This is a genomic window from Asaia sp. Ae19-3, assembly GCF_059801175.1.
Genome location: NZ_JBCHWF010000001.1, coordinates 2,062,452 through 2,080,000, shown reverse-complemented (window position 1 = coordinate 2,080,000; position 17,549 = coordinate 2,062,452). Strand labels below are relative to the sequence as shown.

Annotated in this window: 10 protein-coding genes, 1 tRNA gene and 2 rRNA genes (1 of these 13 only partly in view); 10 read left to right on the top strand and 3 right to left on the bottom strand. The window is 56.9% G+C overall.

From position 1 onward, the window contains the following. The 5 genes from AAID99_RS09020 to AAID99_RS09000 form a co-directional block, all read left to right on the top strand. Positions 1-2,293, top strand: a 23S ribosomal RNA gene (locus AAID99_RS09020); it begins 448 nt to the left of the window's first position. 110 nt (positions 2,294-2,403) lie between these two features. Continuing rightward, positions 2,404-2,518, top strand: a 5S ribosomal RNA gene (rrf, locus tag AAID99_RS09015). Between the two features lie 31 nt (positions 2,519-2,549). After that, positions 2,550-2,626, top strand: a tRNA-Met gene (locus AAID99_RS09010). A 658-nt stretch (positions 2,627-3,284) separates the two neighbouring features. After that, positions 3,285-4,979: an Hsp70 family protein gene (locus AAID99_RS09005; protein ID WP_498493688.1), complete on the top strand. Its 1,695-nt coding sequence runs from the start codon at positions 3,285-3,287 to the stop codon at positions 4,977-4,979. Positions 4,980-4,994: 15 nt separating this feature from the next. Then, positions 4,995-7,448, top strand: a complete 2,454-nt coding sequence (locus AAID99_RS09000) for a hypothetical protein (RefSeq protein WP_498493687.1) — start codon at positions 4,995-4,997, stop codon at positions 7,446-7,448. A gap of 175 nt (positions 7,449-7,623) precedes the next feature. Here the strand turns inward: AAID99_RS09000 and AAID99_RS08995 are convergent, their stop codons facing one another. Then, a complete protein-coding gene (locus tag AAID99_RS08995) occupies positions 7,624-8,298 on the bottom strand; it encodes a DUF421 domain-containing protein (protein WP_498493686.1) in 675 nt (224 codons plus the stop codon). Between the two features lie 262 nt (positions 8,299-8,560). Between AAID99_RS08995 and AAID99_RS08990 the strand changes: the two genes are divergently transcribed. The 5 genes from AAID99_RS08990 to AAID99_RS08970 all read left to right on the top strand — a co-directional run bounded on the left by AAID99_RS08990 (position 8,561) and on the right by AAID99_RS08970 (position 15,356). Beyond that, a complete protein-coding gene (locus AAID99_RS08990; RefSeq protein ID WP_498493685.1) occupies positions 8,561-9,370 on the top strand; it encodes an ImuA family protein in 810 nt (269 codons plus the stop codon). Next, positions 9,321-10,745, top strand: a complete 1,425-nt coding sequence (locus AAID99_RS08985) for a Y-family DNA polymerase (protein ID WP_498494291.1) — start codon at positions 9,321-9,323, stop codon at positions 10,743-10,745. The genes AAID99_RS08990 and AAID99_RS08985 overlap by 50 nt, the downstream gene beginning before the upstream one ends. Beyond that, complete coding sequence (locus AAID99_RS08980; protein WP_188426215.1) at positions 10,745-11,005, top strand: hypothetical protein; 261 nt, start codon at positions 10,745-10,747, stop codon at positions 11,003-11,005. The genes AAID99_RS08985 and AAID99_RS08980 overlap by 1 nt, the downstream gene beginning before the upstream one ends. Next, positions 11,002-14,148: an error-prone DNA polymerase gene (locus AAID99_RS08975; protein WP_498493684.1), complete on the top strand. Its 3,147-nt coding sequence runs from the start codon at positions 11,002-11,004 to the stop codon at positions 14,146-14,148. The genes AAID99_RS08980 and AAID99_RS08975 overlap by 4 nt, the downstream gene beginning before the upstream one ends. A gap of 332 nt (positions 14,149-14,480) precedes the next feature. Continuing rightward, positions 14,481-15,356, top strand: coding sequence for a peptidylprolyl isomerase (locus AAID99_RS08970; RefSeq protein WP_498493683.1), 876 nt, complete (start codon positions 14,481-14,483; stop codon positions 15,354-15,356). Positions 15,357-15,697: 341 nt separating this feature from the next. On the opposite strand, the gene AAID99_RS08965 is transcribed toward AAID99_RS08970, so the two are convergent. Beyond that, positions 15,698-16,174 carry a hypothetical protein gene (locus AAID99_RS08965; protein WP_498493682.1) on the bottom strand — a complete coding sequence of 159 codons (477 nt, stop codon included), beginning with the start codon at positions 16,172-16,174 and terminating at the stop codon, positions 15,698-15,700. Between the two features lie 234 nt (positions 16,175-16,408). Continuing rightward, complete coding sequence (locus AAID99_RS08960) at positions 16,409-17,476, bottom strand: fatty acid desaturase (protein ID WP_498493681.1); 1,068 nt, start codon at positions 17,474-17,476, stop codon at positions 16,409-16,411. Between the last annotated feature and the right edge of the window lie 73 nt (positions 17,477-17,549).

Below are 17,549 nucleotides of genomic sequence, written 5' to 3'. Positions count from 1 at the left end.
GAGGGAAAGGTGAAAAGCACCCCGATGAGGGGAGTGAAAGAGACCTGAAACCGGATGCCTACAAGCAGTCGGAGCCTCTTATGGGGTGACGGCGTACCTTTTGTATAATGGGTCAGCGAGTTTCTGTTTGCAGCGAGCTTAAGCCGGTAGGTGTAGGCGTAGCGAAAGCGAGTCTGAATAGGGCGAATGAGTTGCTGGCAGAAGACCCGAAACCGAGTGATCTAGCCATGGCCAGGCTGAAGGTGCGGTAACACGCACTGGAGGGCCGAACCCACGCCTGTTGAAAAAGTCGGGGATGAGCTGTGGCTAGGGGTGAAAGGCCAATCAAACTCGGAGATAGCTGGTTCTCCGCGAAATCTATTGAGGTAGATCGTCACGTATTGCCCTCGGGGGTAGAGCACTGGATGGGCTAGGGGGACCCAAAGTCTTACCAAACCTAACCAAACTCCGAATACCGAGGAGTATGAGCGTGGCAGACAGACAGTGGGTGCTAAGGTCCATTGTCGAGAGGGAAACAGCCCAGACCACCAGCTAAGGCCCCCAAATCGTGGCTAAGTGGGAAAGGATGTGGGGATTCCAAAACAACCAGGAGGTTGGCTTAGAAGCAGCCATCCTTTAAAGAAAGCGTAATAGCTCACTGGTCTAATAGAAACCCTGCGCCGAAAATGTAACGGGGCTCAAGCCACGTGCCGAAGCTGTGGGTGCATATCTTTGATATGCGCGGTAGCGGAGCGTTCCGTAGGTCTGCGAAGGAGACGGGGTGACCCTCTCTGGAGATATCGGAAGTGCGAATGCTGACATGAGTAGCGACAAACAGTGCGAGAAACACTGTCGCCGAAAGTCCAAGGGTTCCTGCGCAAGGTTAATCCACGCAGGGTGAGCCGGCCCCTAAGGCGAGGGCGAAAGCCGTAGTCGATGGGAACCAGTTGAATATTACTGGGCCTGCCAGAAGTGACGAATGCGATATGTTGTCTGGTCTTATTGGATTGACCAGGCTTTTGGAGCATTCCAGGAAATAGCTCTGGCGTATAGACCGTACCCGAAACCGACACAGGTGGACTGGTAGAGAATACCAAGGCGCTTGAGAGAACGATGCTGAAGGAACTAGGCAAATTACTTGCGTAACTTCGGGATAAGCAAGACCCGTCTCTGGGCAACCAGATGCGGGTGGCACAGACCAGGGGGTAGCGACTGTTTAGTAAAAACACAGGGCTGTGCGAAGTCGAGAGACGACGTATACGGCCTGACGCCTGCCCGGTGCCGGAAGGTTAAGAGGAGATGTGCAAGCATTGAATTGAAGCCCCGGTAAACGGCGGCCGTAACTATAACGGTCCTAAGGTAGCGAAATTCCTTGTCGGGTAAGTTCCGACCTGCACGAATGGCGTAACGACTTCCCCACTGTCTCCAGCATCGACTCAGCGAAATTGAATTCCCCGTGAAGATGCGGGGTACCCGCGGTCAGACGGAAAGACCCTATGAACCTTTACTGCAGCTTTGCAGTGGCATCAGAGACATCCTGTGTAGGATAGGTGGGAGGCTATGAAACCGAGGCGCCAGCTTCGGTGGAGCCGTCCTTGAAATACCACCCTGAATTTTTCTGATGTCTAACCGAGACCAGTCTAGCCTGGTCCGGGACCCTGCATGGTGGGCAGTTTGACTGGGGCGGTCGCCTCCCAAAGTGTAACGGAGGCGCGCGATGGTGGGCTCAGGTCGGTCGGAAACCGACTGTCGAGTGCAATGGCATAAGCCCGCCTGACTGTGAGAGTGACAGCTCGAACAGAGACGAAAGTCGGCCATAGTGATCCGGTGGTCCCACGTGGACGGGCCATCGCTCAACGGATAAAAGGTACTCTAGGGATAACAGGCTGATCTCCCCCAAGAGTCCACATCGACGGGGAGGTTTGGCACCTCGATGTCGGCTCATCACATCCTGGGGCTGGAGCAGGTCCCAAGGGTTCGGCTGTTCGCCGATTAAAGTGGTACGTGAGCTGGGTTTAGAACGTCGTGAGACAGTTCGGTCCCTATCTGCCGTGGGTGTATGAGACTTGAGAGGATTTGTCCCTAGTACGAGAGGACCGGGATGAACATACCTCTGGTGTACCGGTTGTCGCGCCAGCGGCACAGCCGGGTAGCTAAGTATGGACGGGATAACCGCTGAAAGCATCTAAGCGGGAAACCCACCTCAAAACTAGGTCTCACAGGGCCGTGAAAGACCATCACGTCAATAGGCCGGGTGTGGAAGCGTGGTAACACGTGAAGCTAACCGGTCCTAATCGCCCATATCGCTCACACAACGCTCTCCAGGAGAGCATACACATGCATAGCAATCATCCACGCAATACACTCATCATACAAAAAACCAACCTCCCACACCGACACACAGTTGTCGGGTGGATCAGAAGACCTGGTGGCTATGGCGGGAGACTTCCACCCGATCCCATCCCGAACTCGGACGTGAAACGCCCCAGCGCCTATGATACTGCATCTTAAGATGCGGAAAAGTCGGTCGCCGCCAGGTCCCCTGATCCACCCCACAAAAACACCACCCCCGCGGGGTGGAGCAGCCCGGTAGCTCGTCAGGCTCATAACCTGAAGGCCGCAGGTTCAAATCCTGCCCCCGCAACCAACACATCAGCCCGCTCAATCCAGGCGGGCTTTTTTGTGTCTGAAGCTATAGAAAATATCCCCCCTTATTCTGACCGCTAAAGCTCATCGCGGAGCAACGCCGCGAGAGCCGTAGGGCGTCAAACAAGCTACATGATCAGTCATGTCCAAGCTGAAATGTGTCAGATGCAGTATGCTTGCTGAAATCAGCACATCCTGCATAGGCGACGATATGGTCAATCCAGTCGCCACTCAGCGATAGAGGGGCGAACAGTCAGGCGTTGTGCAGCCCTCAAAGGCAAAGATCATCGCTTACGATCGTCCATACGTTGATCCATATATCTTCGTGTTGGCCGGTGGTCTTCTCGCTTTCTGCAGGAGGTCCGAGCCATTCCCCCAGCCGCCAGGAGTCCATCTCTCGGGCAGGAAACGGTTCTCTTATCGGTAGCGCTCGAAAGCCTTGGAATAGTTGATTTGCTGGGGAGACTGGTCTGTCCTGGAATGTGATTTCTCATTATTCCATCAATAATAAGAAATATTTCTTTCTCTACAATATAATGAATTAATTACATCGGTGTTTTGATTTCTTCTTTCTTGGTGGTTTTTTTCCTCTGTCGTTATTGTTGTGCCAAAGATCCTGACGGTCCGAGAACCGTTGAGAGCGCAACAAGAACAAGCTGGTGAAAAATCGCGTGACCTGCATTGGTATAGACCTTGGAACAAGCAATTCGGTAGCCGCCTGTCTGGATAATGGTGTCCCGACACTTATCCCGAATGCTCTGGGCGATACGCTGACGCCGTCGGCTATCAGCCTGAATGACGCCAGAGAATTTCTGGTCGGACGTGCGGCGATCGATCGACTTATTACGCACCCCAAGCTGACTGCTGCTGGCTTCAAGAGGTTGATGGGCACGAGCGTCACGGTCAGGCTTGGCGATCGTGCCTTTCGACCGGAGGAGCTCTCTGCCCTTGTCCTGAAGAGCCTGAAGCAGGATGCCGAGGCATTTCTGGGCAAGCCGGTCACCAGAGCCGTTATTTCGGTTCCCGCCTATTTCGCCGAGCCGCAACGTCGGGCGACGCTGGCAGCAGCCAGACTGGCTGGTCTGGAGGCGCTACGGCTGATCAATGAGCCTACCGCCGCTGCCTTGGCTTATGGCCTCGAGGATCATGACGAAGGGCAATATCTCGTTCTGGATCTCGGCGGCGGGACTTTTGACGTCTCGCTTCTGAACAAGTTCGACGGGATCATGGAAATACGCGCCTCGGCGGGGGATACAAATCTCGGGGGAAATGATTTTCGCGATCTGATCGCATCGCTCTGCCTCGCCGATCAGAACCTCAAGGCAGCAGATCTGGATGCAGAAGATTATGCTAGGCTTCTGAGAGCCGCCGAGGGGATCAAGCGCGGTCTGACCAATGAAGATCGTGTCGCCGAGACCATCCTTTTGAAGGGTGGCGAGCGACAATGGGAGCTGAAGCGCGACAGGTTCGAGGAAAAAGCTGCCAACCTGATCAAGCGTCTGCGGGCACCGATTGCACAGGTCATTTCTGATACGTCCAGCCGACCGGATGAAATCGATGAGATCATACTGGTAGGGGGGGCAGCGCGTATGCCCCTGATGCGCGCTCTGGTCACGAAGCTGTTTCATCGTTTCCCGCGCGTCCATCCAAGACCGGATCATCTGATCGGCCTTGGCGCTGCCGTACAGGCAGGGCTCGTCGAACGCGATGTAGCGCTCGAAGACATCATGATGACCGATGTCTGTCCTTTCACGCTGGGAACCTCTTCGCTCGATTCCATGTCTGGCGAGCTGGTCATGGACCCTATCATCGAGCGGAACACGATCATACCGACAAGCCGGGTCAAGCTTTATCATCCTGCGGAGAATAATCAGACGGAGATCCGGTTTGATGTGCTTCAGGGCGAAAACATTCGACCAGAACTGAATGTCCAGATTGGCGATGTCAGGATCGCGCTTCCAAGAAACACGACCGTTCAGGATAGTGTGGCTGCTCGCTTTACCTATGACATCAGTGGCGCCCTCGAAGTGGAAATTACTATCTGCAAGACGGGGCAGGTTTTTCGGGAGGTCTTTGCCGGGCAGAGTGGTCTGAGCGCGGAAGAAATCGACTCCCGATTTCAGACCCTATCCGAGATCAAGATTGCCCCCCGCGATCAGGCGGTCAATCACATGCTCGTTGCAAGAGCAGAGCGCCTGTTCGCCGAGACAATTGGTGACAAGCGGTCAGAAGTGCAGTTTGCGCTTATGAGCTTTTTGGCAGCGCTCAAATCGACCACCATACGAGATCACACGCAGACGAGAGAAGAATTCTCGAAAATCCTCGACCAGCTTGAGCGCTCCATTCTTTATTGATCTGATGTCGCAACAATGAAATCACAGAACATCTGGTCAATACTTGGTATTGACCCCACGAACGACAAGCGGGCCATCAATCGTGCCTATGCAAAGAAGCTTCGTGACAATCGACCCGACGAAGATCGTGAAGCCTTCGAAACACTGGTCGAGGCACGAACTGCTGCCTTGGCAATGGCAGATCAAGCCGCGCCTCCCGCAGCAGAGGCTATTCACGACGGTTTCGGCGGCACCTCACTCCCGGGAGAGGCGGACCCGGCGTCGGGGGCATTCAGCCCGAATGAGCATTCGTCGCTTCCTGACGCCTTTTCTTCCTCCGCGTCTCCCCCGACAGATGATCCTCTGCGGGACAATAATCTGTCTGGTGAAGACCGCGAACCGTCTTCTTCAGCGCAACTCCCTCCGCTGCCCTCCTTTGCTTCAGAAATACAGGTTTTTCGCAATGAGGATGGGCCAAGTCAGAGTGAGATTGCCAGACGCCTCAGGACGCTTCTGTTTCGTGCGCCTGCGTCCTGGACCCGGGAAGACTGGGAAGAGATCTTTGAGGCAATCGACCGTTTCAGCATAGGCGAACAGACCAGTCTCCTGTCAGGTCTGGGCACGGCACTTCCTGATCTTCTGCCCGAGACGCATGAGGCCGATCTGGCGCCGCAGATGCGCGGGACGATCCTTTGGCTCATCAGTCAGCTTAATGACCGTTACGGTATCAATACGGCCCGGGTGCGTCAGCAGGCAAGGCTTGCATCAGCGCTGCGCTGGAACGAGTGGGACACGCTGCGTCAGGAGACCGATGCGTTCGATGCGGTTCCCGGAGCCCTTTCCAGGGCCGATTGGGACGCGGTTCTGCCTCTGGCCTATCATGTTCATGGCAAGGACCCGCTTGTTTGTCGTGACGGTCATGGCGTTTACGAGATATCGGGCTTCAAGCGCCTCATATGGCGTGTGAAGCTTTGGTCCGCGAGCCTGGTTCTGCCAAATCTGATGCTGGCGAGAGGGGGGCTCTCTGCCTGGGGGCGGCCTGTTGCGCTTGCATGCATTCTCATGCTTGGCCTGCCATTTCTTTTTCAGAAGCTCGCGGATATCGGCCTGGCCGAAGGATTGGTCGAAACGCGTTTCCCGGTTTTTCTGACCGGGCAAATTCTGGGCGTCGCCTTTTTCCTGTTGATTCATTTATTCGGCGCGTTCCGGTTGTCGCGCTATCTGAGCCGGGGCGCCAGAGAGCGTGTCAATCGGGCGAACCAGCTTGGCGTGGTCGGTCTGAAGCAACGACGCACGGCTTTGTCCCCCACGCCCCGCAAATGGGTTCTGGTGTTGGCGACAGTTGAAGATCTGGCGTCTTGGGTGGCTCTGATCGGCCTTTGCTTCCTTGTCGATCGGGATATCGGTCACTGGCGCTATGTCGCCCCGACGCCAAAAGATTTCGCTCTGTCGGAATTCACGCCGCAATTCGCACGGATGGACGAGAATGCGTCAGGGGTCTGGCTGGGTTACACGGTGCGTTTCGCAAGCGCGGATCGAACCGCTATCGGCCTTTTCGGCTGTTCGCGGAGCGCCGGAGGGAACTGGGCGTGTAAGGATCAGCTACGGGAGATCGGAGTGTCGATCAAATGGCTGTCGACACAACAATCTGCTCCGCGTCTTCTGGTATCGACACGACCACAGGGGCACCACCATCTGTTTTCGACCTCCGTTGTTTTTCCCGAGCCGGTATCCGGGCGAAAGGGCTTCCCCGCAACGTGGAGTCATGCGGATTCCATGAATCTTTGTGGCATGGAGGGATGGTCCTGCCAGTACGCCATGGGATCGGGACAGTCGACGCTTGTCGCAATCCGGAATCTGACGGAGGATCAGCACCGTTATGCCATTGCGACTGTGCCGGTTGATCTTTCTCCTCGTGAAGCGGTCAAACTGCTCTTCAGCAATTCGCCTCTCGAGATTACGGACTGGCTCAACGTCGCGACCCCGCAGGACGCCGTTCTTTTCATCGCAAAGGGAAAAGAGCCCGGCGTGGGAGAGGAAGGCGAGCGTGACGGGCATCTGGCTCTTTTCAGTCAGGGGGTAGGGCAGGATCCAATTCAGATCACGACACTGCCTCTGTCGCCTGTGGGATCGCTTGAAGCGTCGTGGCGCGGGCAGACACTCTATCTAACGGGCAAATTTTCTGGTCCGGATGGGAGTGTCTTTCGCAGCTATGCCGTCGAGAAAGGCAGAATGCGCGCCGTAACAGAGGCTGATAGAATAATCCTTCTTCGAAAGGGAGATCAGCTTCTGAACGGAAGCGCCGTAGCGGGGCGCATGCTGGCATTCAGCGTGGATGGCGGTGCCCATTGGCAGGAGGCCATTCTGCCTTCGGCGCTGGAGCAGGCGTCTCTTGCGGGCAGTGATGGGATATTGTTCGCCTTTACCCTCACCGGAGCCTATCGGATCGACCTCTCACGACTTGCGCATATGGGAAAAACCTCGCTCTGAGATGCTGCGCCCTGGGCTGTTTTGCCAACCCTGCATGACTTGCCGCAAGGGCGTATGCAGGAAGGCTCAGGCCTGAGGGAGATGCATGTCGCGCTTCGTGCCGGTAGCTTCTGAAACGGCTTGCGACAATACCGTTTTAGCCCGCGCCCACTGTGCTGCTGGCAAATAAGCCTGTTCAGGCAGGCAAGGAGCTTCCATGAACCTGACCGTCCTGAGTGACGACAAGCAGGTGATCGCCCACCCATTCTGCCAGAAAGACAGTCTCCAGATCATGCACGCTCATCGAGCCCAGCTCGGCTTTGAGCCAGTTTTCGTCGCGTTCGAGGATCTTGAGTTCTTCTTCCAGAATTTCGCCGCGAAGAACCAGGAAGCGTGAGGGTTTTTTAGCCTCTTCCTTCATGATGACGCTGACATGGCCTGTGGTTTCGATCTGGGCAAAGTCGATATTGTCGAAGCTGAAGATATTCTGCATGCGCAGGGCCGTTGCGATGTCTTTCATGTCGATACGGCTGGCGTTTTCCTTGAAATTGTCGATCAGGAAACGCCCGTTGCGAATAATGGTAATGGGTTCGCCAATAGTGCGCTTGCGCAGGCCCGGAATTTTGCGCGAAAGCCCGTTGAACAGCGCCATCAGGGCAATGCAGAGGATCAGCAGCGCGATGTAATGCAGGATGGGCAGCTTGTCGTTGTAGAGAATGCCCCCCACGACACCGCCCAGAATGAAATTCCCTACCAGATCGACCGAGGTCATCATGGCTATCTGGTTGCGCCCGGTGACATTCAGATAGGAAATGATCAGGGCAAACCCGATAACGAGCTTCAGAATGACCCAGAGATAGAGGGTAATCACGCGAATCCGGTCCTTTTCATTGGCGGTATGACGACTTCAACAGCCTCGGCCAGATCGGGTTGCTCGTGAATACGTTACATTAAAAAACAGGTATCGAAAGAGCCTGATTGTTTGTCAGCTCTTCAGGCAACGTCCTGATTTCAAAAAACAACCCGATCACCCTTTGGCATCCTTTGCTGCACCTCATGGTGAAACCGCCTTATCGAATGGTTGTTCCTGTTTTGTTCGTATGATACGGGCAAAATTGAAAGGGGGGATCACCATGAAAGACAGACCGGGCATGGCCATGCTGCGCGACCGCGTGGCACGTATCGAGCAGCGCTATCACAAGCCATTGGCGGCTCTTTATCTGAAGACGGGTCTGCCCCTTGTCGATGCGGCCCTTAAAGGCGGCCTGCGTCGGGGCGCGATTCATGAGTTCTTGGGGGAGGGGCATGATCAGATGCTTTGCGCCCGTCCCACACAATTCGTGGCAAAAATCCTGGCGCAGGTGACCGGCCCAGTGATCTGGGTGATGCCGCCGGATGGGGCTCCGCTGCTGGCAGGGCTGCAGCAGACGGGTCTTTCGGCTGAGCGTCTGCTCTGCATCGAGGTGCATCCGGCGCGTATGGTGGCCACGATAGAAGACGTGTTGCGCAGTCAGGGCGTGGCGGCGGTTGTGGCAGATCTTTCGATCCCACTTTCCCTGACGGCTTCGCGTCGTCTGGCTCTGGCTGCCGAGACCTCCGGGGTGACCGGTTTTCTGCTGCATCGTCATCAGCAATTCGTGCCGCCCAGCGCCTGCTGGACGCGCTGGCGTGTGGGCGCCGTGGCGTCTCCCCCAATCAGAATGGGGCAACGCGCCCTTTTATCCTTTGCCGAGAATTTCTCGCTGGCCCTGTTGCGCCACCGGGGTGGCGATGCCCTGAACTGGAGGATCGGAACGGATCATGTCCCGCCGTCTTCTTTCTCTCTGGTTGCCATATTGGCGCACGACGCTCTGGCACAAGGCACACCCGCAGCGCGATCCGGCCTTGCCGCTGGTGCTGTATGGCCGGGAAAAGCAGGGGCGGAAAATCGTGTCTGCCAATGAAGCGGCTCTTCTTTGTGGCATTCAGCCGGGGCAGATGCTGGCCATGGCGCGTAGTCTCGTTCCGGATCTCGCATCAGAGCCTGTGGCGCCGGAGCGCGATGCGCAGGCGCTGCGTCGGCTGGCTGAGTGGTGCCGCCGTTTTTCGCCGCTCGTCGCGGTCGATGCTGCGGACGGGTTATGGATCGATACGACCGGCTGTGCCCATCTGTTCGGGGGAGAAAGCGCCATGCTGGTGGCCATGGAAGCGGCCCTGGCGTCTCATGGTCATCAAATACGGGCTGCTATTGCCGATACGGCAGGGGCAGCCCGTGCTCTGGCCCGTTTCGGGTCCGAGACGCTTACGGTTCTGTCTGGGGAACATCTTGTTCAGGCGCTCGATCCGTTGCCCATAGCGGCGCTGCGTCTGACACGCGAAGAAAATGACCGCCTGCATGGGTTGGGTATCACACGGATTGCCGATCTGCGTGACGTCCCACGTGCGGCCCTGACGCGCCGCTTCGGTGTGGAACCGGCGCGGCAGCTCGATTATGCGCTGGGCCGACAGAAGGAGCCGCTACGCTTCGACCATCCGGTCGTGGCGCTGCAGGCAACGCGCCATCTGCTTGAGCCGATCGGTACGGCAGAGAGTATCATGCAGGTGATGCAGGTACTGACGCAGGAAATTGCCTCTTTGCTGCAGAAGAAAGGGCTGGGTGCGCGGCGGTTCGATCTGATCTGTCATCGTGTCGATGATATGACGCAGGCGACCCGTATCGGGACCTCTGCGCCGGTCAATGATCCTGAACGTCTGTATCGACTGCTGCAGGAACGGATTGAGACGATCGATCCCGGTTTTGGCATAGAGCGTATAAGCTTGCTTGTAGAGCAGGCCGAGCGCTGCGTGCCGGTGCCGGCAGCGGGCGATCTGGCCGGGTCAGGACAGGAAGAAAAAACACAGGTTCTGGACTTGCTGGCAGAGCGTCTGCGCAACAGGGCCGGTCTGCATGCCGTTTATTATCTGGGCGAGAGCGATGCCCCCTTTCCTGAAGCGGCGCAGCAGCGTCTGGCTGCGCCGTCAGACATGAATACCCCCTCTCTCTGGCCGCGTCCGACAAGGGTTTTTACGCAGCCTTGCCCGATTGTCCCGCCAGATCTGGCAGAAGATTTCAGCCCGAAACGCTTCAGATGGTACGGAAAGACGCTGTCAGTCTGCGGGGCAGATGGGCCCGAACGGCTTCATGGCGCTTGGTGGCAAAACCCGTCACAGGCTGGCGCCATACGCGATTACTGGATTGTCGAAGTCGAAAGCGGCGAGCGCTTCTGGCTTTTCCGCAATGGCGATGGGGTGCATCGCTGGTCTGGTGACGGGGCGTGGTTTGTCCACGGATTATTCTGATGACGTGGGAATACCTGCCCCCCGACGACGCCCTGCGTCCCGCTGATACCGCAGATATTGCCGAAGCCCTGATCCATGCATTGCGCTTTGACGGTCGCCGCCGTGTGCATGATGCGGATGAGCTGATGGCGGGTGTTGTGGCGGCACGTCTGGTAGCGCATCTGGTGCGCTGCGGGTTTGTGCTTATGAAGCGTGGCGCCATTGCCCCCCATGACACAAGCAATCATCGGCACCCGCTGGCCACCGATGAAGCGTCATGACCACCCCGTTGCATGTCACCTCCTATTATTCGTTTCTAAGAGGGGTGAGTGCGCCTCATGAGCTGTTTTCCGTTGCTCATGCACAGGGGCATCAGGCGCTCGCCCTGACTGATCGCCATTCCGTAGCCGGAATGGTGCGTGCGCATGATGCCGCCAGACAAAGCGGCGTCAGACTGATTCCCGGCTGCCGTCTGGATCTGACGGATGGTACCATTCTGTTGGCCTACCCCATGGACCGCATTGGCTGGGGGCAGCTTTGCCGTTTGCTGACCCTTGGTCACAGGCGCGGGCAGCGCGAGGTCTTTTCTCTCACCTGGCAGGATATCGAGGAGGCAAGCGACCGGCTTGTCTTTATCCTGCTGCCGGATCTGCCCGATGCAAAGGTCCGGTCAGCCCTGCGCCGTCTGGGCCGTCTGCCTGGCAGGCATGTCTATTGTGGCCTGTCACGCCGCAGTCAGGCCGCAGACTGGCAGCGTCTGGGCGCCTTGCAGGATCTGGCAGCCGAGGCAGGGATCGCCACGGTCGTGACGGGAGATGTGCTGTATCACGAGGCGCGTTGTCATGTGTTGCAGGATGTCGTGACGGCAATCCGTGAAAACTGCACGCTTGAAGCTCTGGGTGCCCGACGCGAGAAACATGAAAGCCGTATGCTGTGTTCTCCCGCGCAGATCGCAGCGTCATACGAGGCCTTTCCCGATGCGCTGGCCCGCATTGCCGAGATCGAGGCGCAATGCCGCTTCTCGATGGATGATCTGTGTTATCAATACCCCCGTGAAACCGACAGGCCAGACGAAACCCCGCAACAGACCCTGACCCGACTGGTACGCACGGCTCTGCCACGCCGCTATCCAGCCGGAGTCAAGGAAGCGGTGCAAAAGCAGATTGCCCATGAACTCGATCTCATCGCCTCTCTGGATTATGCGCCTTACTTCCTGACCGTGCACAGCATCGTGCAGCATGCGCGCGAGTTGGGTATTGTCTGCCAGGGGCGAGGATCGGCAGCCAATTCAGCCATCTGTTATGTGCTGGGCATTACAGCCATCGATCCGCTTCGGTCAGGCTTGCTGTTCGAGCGCTTTATCTCGGCTGAACGGCGTGAGCCCCCCGATATTGACGTCGATTTTGAAAGCGACCGGCGCGAAGAGATCATCCAGTGGATCTATCGTCGCTATGGGCGTGGCTATTCCGCCCTTTGTGCCACGCTGATGCGCTATCGCCCCAAAGGCGCGCTGCGTGAAGTCGGCAAGGTGCTTGGTCTCTCCGACGATGTGCTGGGGCTTGTTTCGAAATATCTGGCCTCGTCTCTGGGTGACCCCGTCTTGCTCAAGGCGCGGGCTGCCGAGCTGAATCTCTCCCTTTCAGACAGGGCGTTGGCGCTTACCTTGCGTCTGGCAGGCGAATTGGTGGGCATTCCCAGACAGCTCGGAACCCATCCGGGTGGTTTCGTGCTGACACGTGATCGCCTTGACGAACTTGTGCCCATTCAGCCAGCCGCCAAGGAGGATCGTCAGATTATCGTCTGGGACAAGGACGATATCGATATCCTGCGTTTCATGAAGGTGGATGTGCTGGGGCTGGGCATGCTTGGCTGCCTGCGTCGTGGCTTCGACATGCTGAAGGATTATCGCATTCGGCATCTGGACATGAGTTCCGTCCCGCCTGAAGACCCCGCAACCTATGCCATGATCCGGCGTGCCGACACGCTCGGCACGTTCCAGATCGAGAGCCGTGCCCAGATGTCCATGCTGCCACGCCTCAAACCCAGGACATTCTATGATCTGGTGGTGCAGGTCGCCATCGTTCGTCCCGGCCCCATTCAGGGGGACATGGTGCATCCCTATCTTCGCCGCCGCGAGGGGATCGAGACGGTGGATTATCCGCAACCGGCGTTGGAGGAAATTCTGGGCAAGACGCTTGGCGTGCCGCTGTTTCAGGAACAGGCCATGCAGGTAGCCATCAAATGCGCGGGCTTCACGCCCGGTGAGGCCGACCAGCTGAGACGTTCCATGGCGACATTTAAATTCACGGGTGGCGTTTCGCATTTCAGGACCAAGCTGATCGAAGGTATGGTTGCCAATCACTATGATCGCGATTTTGCCGAACGGACGTTCCGTCAGCTTGAAGGCTTCGGCTCCTATGGTTTTCCGGAAAGCCACGCGGCGAGTTTTGCGCTGATTGCCTATGTCTCGAATTATCTGAAATGCCACCATCCCGATGTGTTCTGTGCAGCATTGCTCAATTCGCAGCCCATGGGATTTTATGCGCCTGCCCAGGTGGTGCGTGATGCGCGCGAGCATGGTGTGACCGTCCATGCCATCGACATCAATGCCTCGCGCTGGGACTGTTGTCTCGAACCTGACCGGGGCAAGTCGACGCTTGCCGTGCGTCTGGGGTTTCGCTTTGTGAAGGGCCTTTCGAACGAGCATGCGGCGAGACTGATTGCCAATCGCTTTCCGGCTTATGATTCACTCGATGATGTCTATCGCCGTGCCGATATTCCGGTTTCCGCCCTTGAGGCTTTGGCAGCGGCCGATGTTTTTCGTGCGCTTGGCCTCGACCGGCGGGCTGCTTTCTGGGCCATAAAAGGATTGGCCGATACGGTATTGCCGCTTTTTGCCGCAGCAGATCGCAAGCTGAACCGCCCGGGACCGGAGGTGGTCGAGCCCGATTATACGCCTCGCCCCATGAGTGAGGGCCGTGAGGTTGTCGAAGACTATAATATTCTGGGCCTGACCCTACGCCAGCACCCGATGGCGTTTCTGCGCGCGCAACTGGCGGCGCGTGGCATGGTCACCTGCGCTGATCTGCGCGTTCTGCGCGATGGCAGCCGCGTGGTGGTGCCGGGTCTGGTGCTCATGCGACAGCGCCCGGGCACGGCCCATGGTGTGATGTTCATGACGCTGGAGGATGAGACCGGCACAGCCAATATCATCATCTGGAAAGACCGCGCCGAAGCCCAGCGTCGCATCGTGATTGGCGTCAATGCCGTGGCCTGCCATGGGCTCCTGCAGCGTGAAGGAGAGGTCATTCATGTCGTGATGCAGCGTCTGGAAGATCTGACCCCTTTGATGCGTGATATTGCCGCGTCAGAAAATGAAGTGGGTGCAGTGGCCCCCAGACTGAAAGCGCGTGATTTTCATTGAGATGGCGGCAGGAGGGGTAATGACCTGACCAGCTTCGAACCCGCTGGCTCAGAAGAACAGGGCAATCGTGACGATCATCAATGACTATCTCGAAATGGCTCAGGATAGTCGCGTCAGAGCGCCCTGAGTTCCGGTTGCAATATGCTGCACATACTCGCTGACGCTAATGAACTGATGAAGGTTCTGGCGAGTAGAAGCAGGCGCGGTGCAAGGGAGAAGGTGCTGGCTTGTCAGTCACGAGGGAAGTGGTGAAGGGGAGGCCGCTAACGTTCAATACAACCTGTTTTTGCAAGGCCTTGCGCAAGAGCACCCTGTGCAGGCACTGTCATGCCATGCGTTTTTTCCTGCCTTCCCTGACACTTCTTTTTCCTGGTCTGGCAGTTGCCGCTGCGGTGCCGAGCCCTGTTGAAATCGTCGCCCAGGCACATGTCTCTGCCTGGCATGATGTGTCGCCAGAGCGTCTCTTAGTCATGAAAATGGGCGATGGCGGCCGGGTCGTGATCGAGCTTGCACCTGAATTCGCTCCTGTGCATGTCGCCAATGTCGTACGTCTTGCCCGGTCGCATCAGTGGGACCGGGGCGCCATTATTCGTGTGCAGGATAATTATGTGGTGCAATGGCGTGTGCACGATGAGGCTGCTCCTTTACCCAAGGGGTTTGTTACGCAGCCGGCAGCAGAATATGAGCGCCCTCTGGCCGGGCTCGACTACATGGCTCTGCCTTACCCTGATCCCTATGCCGCACAATCTGGCATTGCTTCCGGCTGGCTTGTCGGGCGCGAGGGTGAGGAAATCTGGCCAGCCCATTGCTATGGCGTGGTCGGTGTCGGTCGGGAGATGCCCCCTGACACCGGAGACGGGCGTGAACTCTACGTGGTCAATGGCGAAGCACCCCGCCAGCTGGACCGCAATCTGGCCGTTGTCGGACGCGTGCTTGAGGGTATGGAGCATCTGGGCGCGCTGCCTCGCGGGACAGGGCCGCTCGGATTTTATGCTGATCCGCGCCAGAACGTTATGATCGAGAGCGTGACACTTGCGGCCGACCTCCCGGCATCTCTCCGACCTGTCATGCAGGTCATGCGCACGGACAGCCCGTCTTTTCATGATTATCTGGCGGCACGCGCCGCACGGCATGATCCTTTTTTTGTCCGTCCGGCAAAAGGCGTGGCGCTCTGCAATGTGCCTGTTCCGGCACGGGAGAGAAAATAGGCCTTGCTCCTGCAGAATCGCTTCGACAGAGGATGTCACGCAAAAACGGGTCGTATGGGATGAGATGCTTCTCGCTGACATGATGAGGGCAAAGTGCTTGCCTTGTGCCGTCTGACCAAAGCCCTCAGCCTCTGGAAGCGGCAGAGAAAAGCGAGAGTAATGAGAGGGCCACATTTTACGAAGGTTTAAAGCATCAGCGTGAGGTCTCGTGGGCAGAACATGATGGCTGTGGCCAAACTGATAGCCGAGAAAAACACGGGTGGGCTTCGAGCCTGGCGTGTCGCGACACGGTGCCGTCTCCTGTCTCAGTGCTTGTCACAGCTCAGGCTTGTTGTGAGGCATTATTGGCCCGGCATGTAAAACATGGCCCCTTTTTCCAAATACTTCGAAAAATCTGGGTCAGTTTTTCCTTTTGGGGGCAGAACTTTGCAAGCTGGCCTCGCAGCACGTGATTCACGCAAGAAGTTATACTGGATATGAAGCCACTCTTCAGGGTAGGGTTCAAAATCCTCGGGGTGATGAGAGGTATAGGCTTCACGGCCCAGGAATTCGTGGTATCTCACCATGGCTTCAAAATGACTGCGGCCTTTTATCTCGGAAATCTTTACAGCGCTTTCATCAAGAAGGGCTCTGAAAGCATCGCCCATGGGGCCACAAAGACAGAGGCCTGGAAGCATCTGTCCATTCTCATCAGGTTCGAGCCATATTTCGTGGACAAGCGACATGTCTGTGCCTGTAATAGGTACAGAATGAGTGATATTTGCCGTATCCTTTTTGATTTCGGAATCTTTGAAGGTATTGTCGAGCGGGAATGTCAATACAGATATCTCCTGTGAAGAAGAAATCCCATGCAATACCCGATTATTGCGTGGCCGCAAACTCTACTCTTCCTTGCTGGAGAACGATATACGGGACGACGGGTGAACTGCGCCGAATGGCGCAGTCCGTGCTCTCACGCCTGGTCAACCCTCCGAAATCTTTGTCGATGATCCAGGCACCGATCAAAGTGGTAAGCCAATTACGCAATGGTCGGAGCAGTTGTCGCCTTTACGTCAGTCTCCGCTGAAAACCGGAACGGAAGGACGCGCGCGGTGGGCTGCCGAGAACGGTATCATGCGGCATGCGGTCTCATCCCATAATGTATGGCGAAACAGCTCTCTGAAGGCTTCGCGCAGACCCAGAATCTTGACGTCGTGAAAGACTCCATGGGCGTCATGGCATGCGGCAAGACGATAATTGGGAATGCCGGGGGCAGCGTGATGGATGTGGTGCAGCCCGATATTGCCGGAAAACCAGTTCAGCCAGCCCGGCAGCCGAAGGAAAGAGCATCCCGTCAGCGCGGCTTCGAATGCACTCCACTGTTCATCCCGCTCCCAGTGAACCCCTTCGAATTTATGTTGGACCAGAAAAAGCGCGACGCCGATGATTGCTGCCGGATAAATGACACCAAGCGTCAGGAGGGCTGTCAGGGTGACACCGAAATGCCAGGCCAGCCCACCGTAGAGAAAGAGAATACAGAGATTGGTTGTATGCACCCCCAATCGTTCGATCCGCCATGATCGAGGCGTGTCGAACGGAATGCGATAGACAAGAAAGAAAATGACAGGCGGCATGACGAGAAGCGTGAAAACCGGGTGTTTTGACAGGCGATAGGCGAGCCGCTTACCGGCTGACATCGCGTAATATTCCCGCACGGTCGTGCAGTCCGAATAGATGTCGGAAAGGCGCCCACGGCTTTCGATATTGTTCCAGTCGCCGTGATGGGCGGCATGGTGGCGGCGCCAGTGATCGAATGGGGTAAAGGTCAGAAGGGAGCATAATCTCCCTACGGCCCGATTGGCCCGGCCGGATCTAAACAGGGAGCCGTGTCCACAATAATGCTGCAGGGCAAAGCTGCGTATCGCAAGCCCACTCGCCAGAGGCAAAAGCAGCAATACCAGATAGAAGCCATGCGCCACGCCGAGATACAAAGCCGCATAGCACGCGATCAACCCACCGATCGTCGATACGGATTGAAAAGCGCTGATCCTGTGATCAGGCGACTGGAATGTCTTGATAGAACGGATATCTGCCGCGCGGCAGGGGGGTGGGGTCGTGTCTGAAGCGATCGATTGCGTCATGGGGTTCGGAACGATGATTTTGCGAAGAGCCCCAGACTGCCTCAAACGGGTATGAGATCACAGACTTGTGATT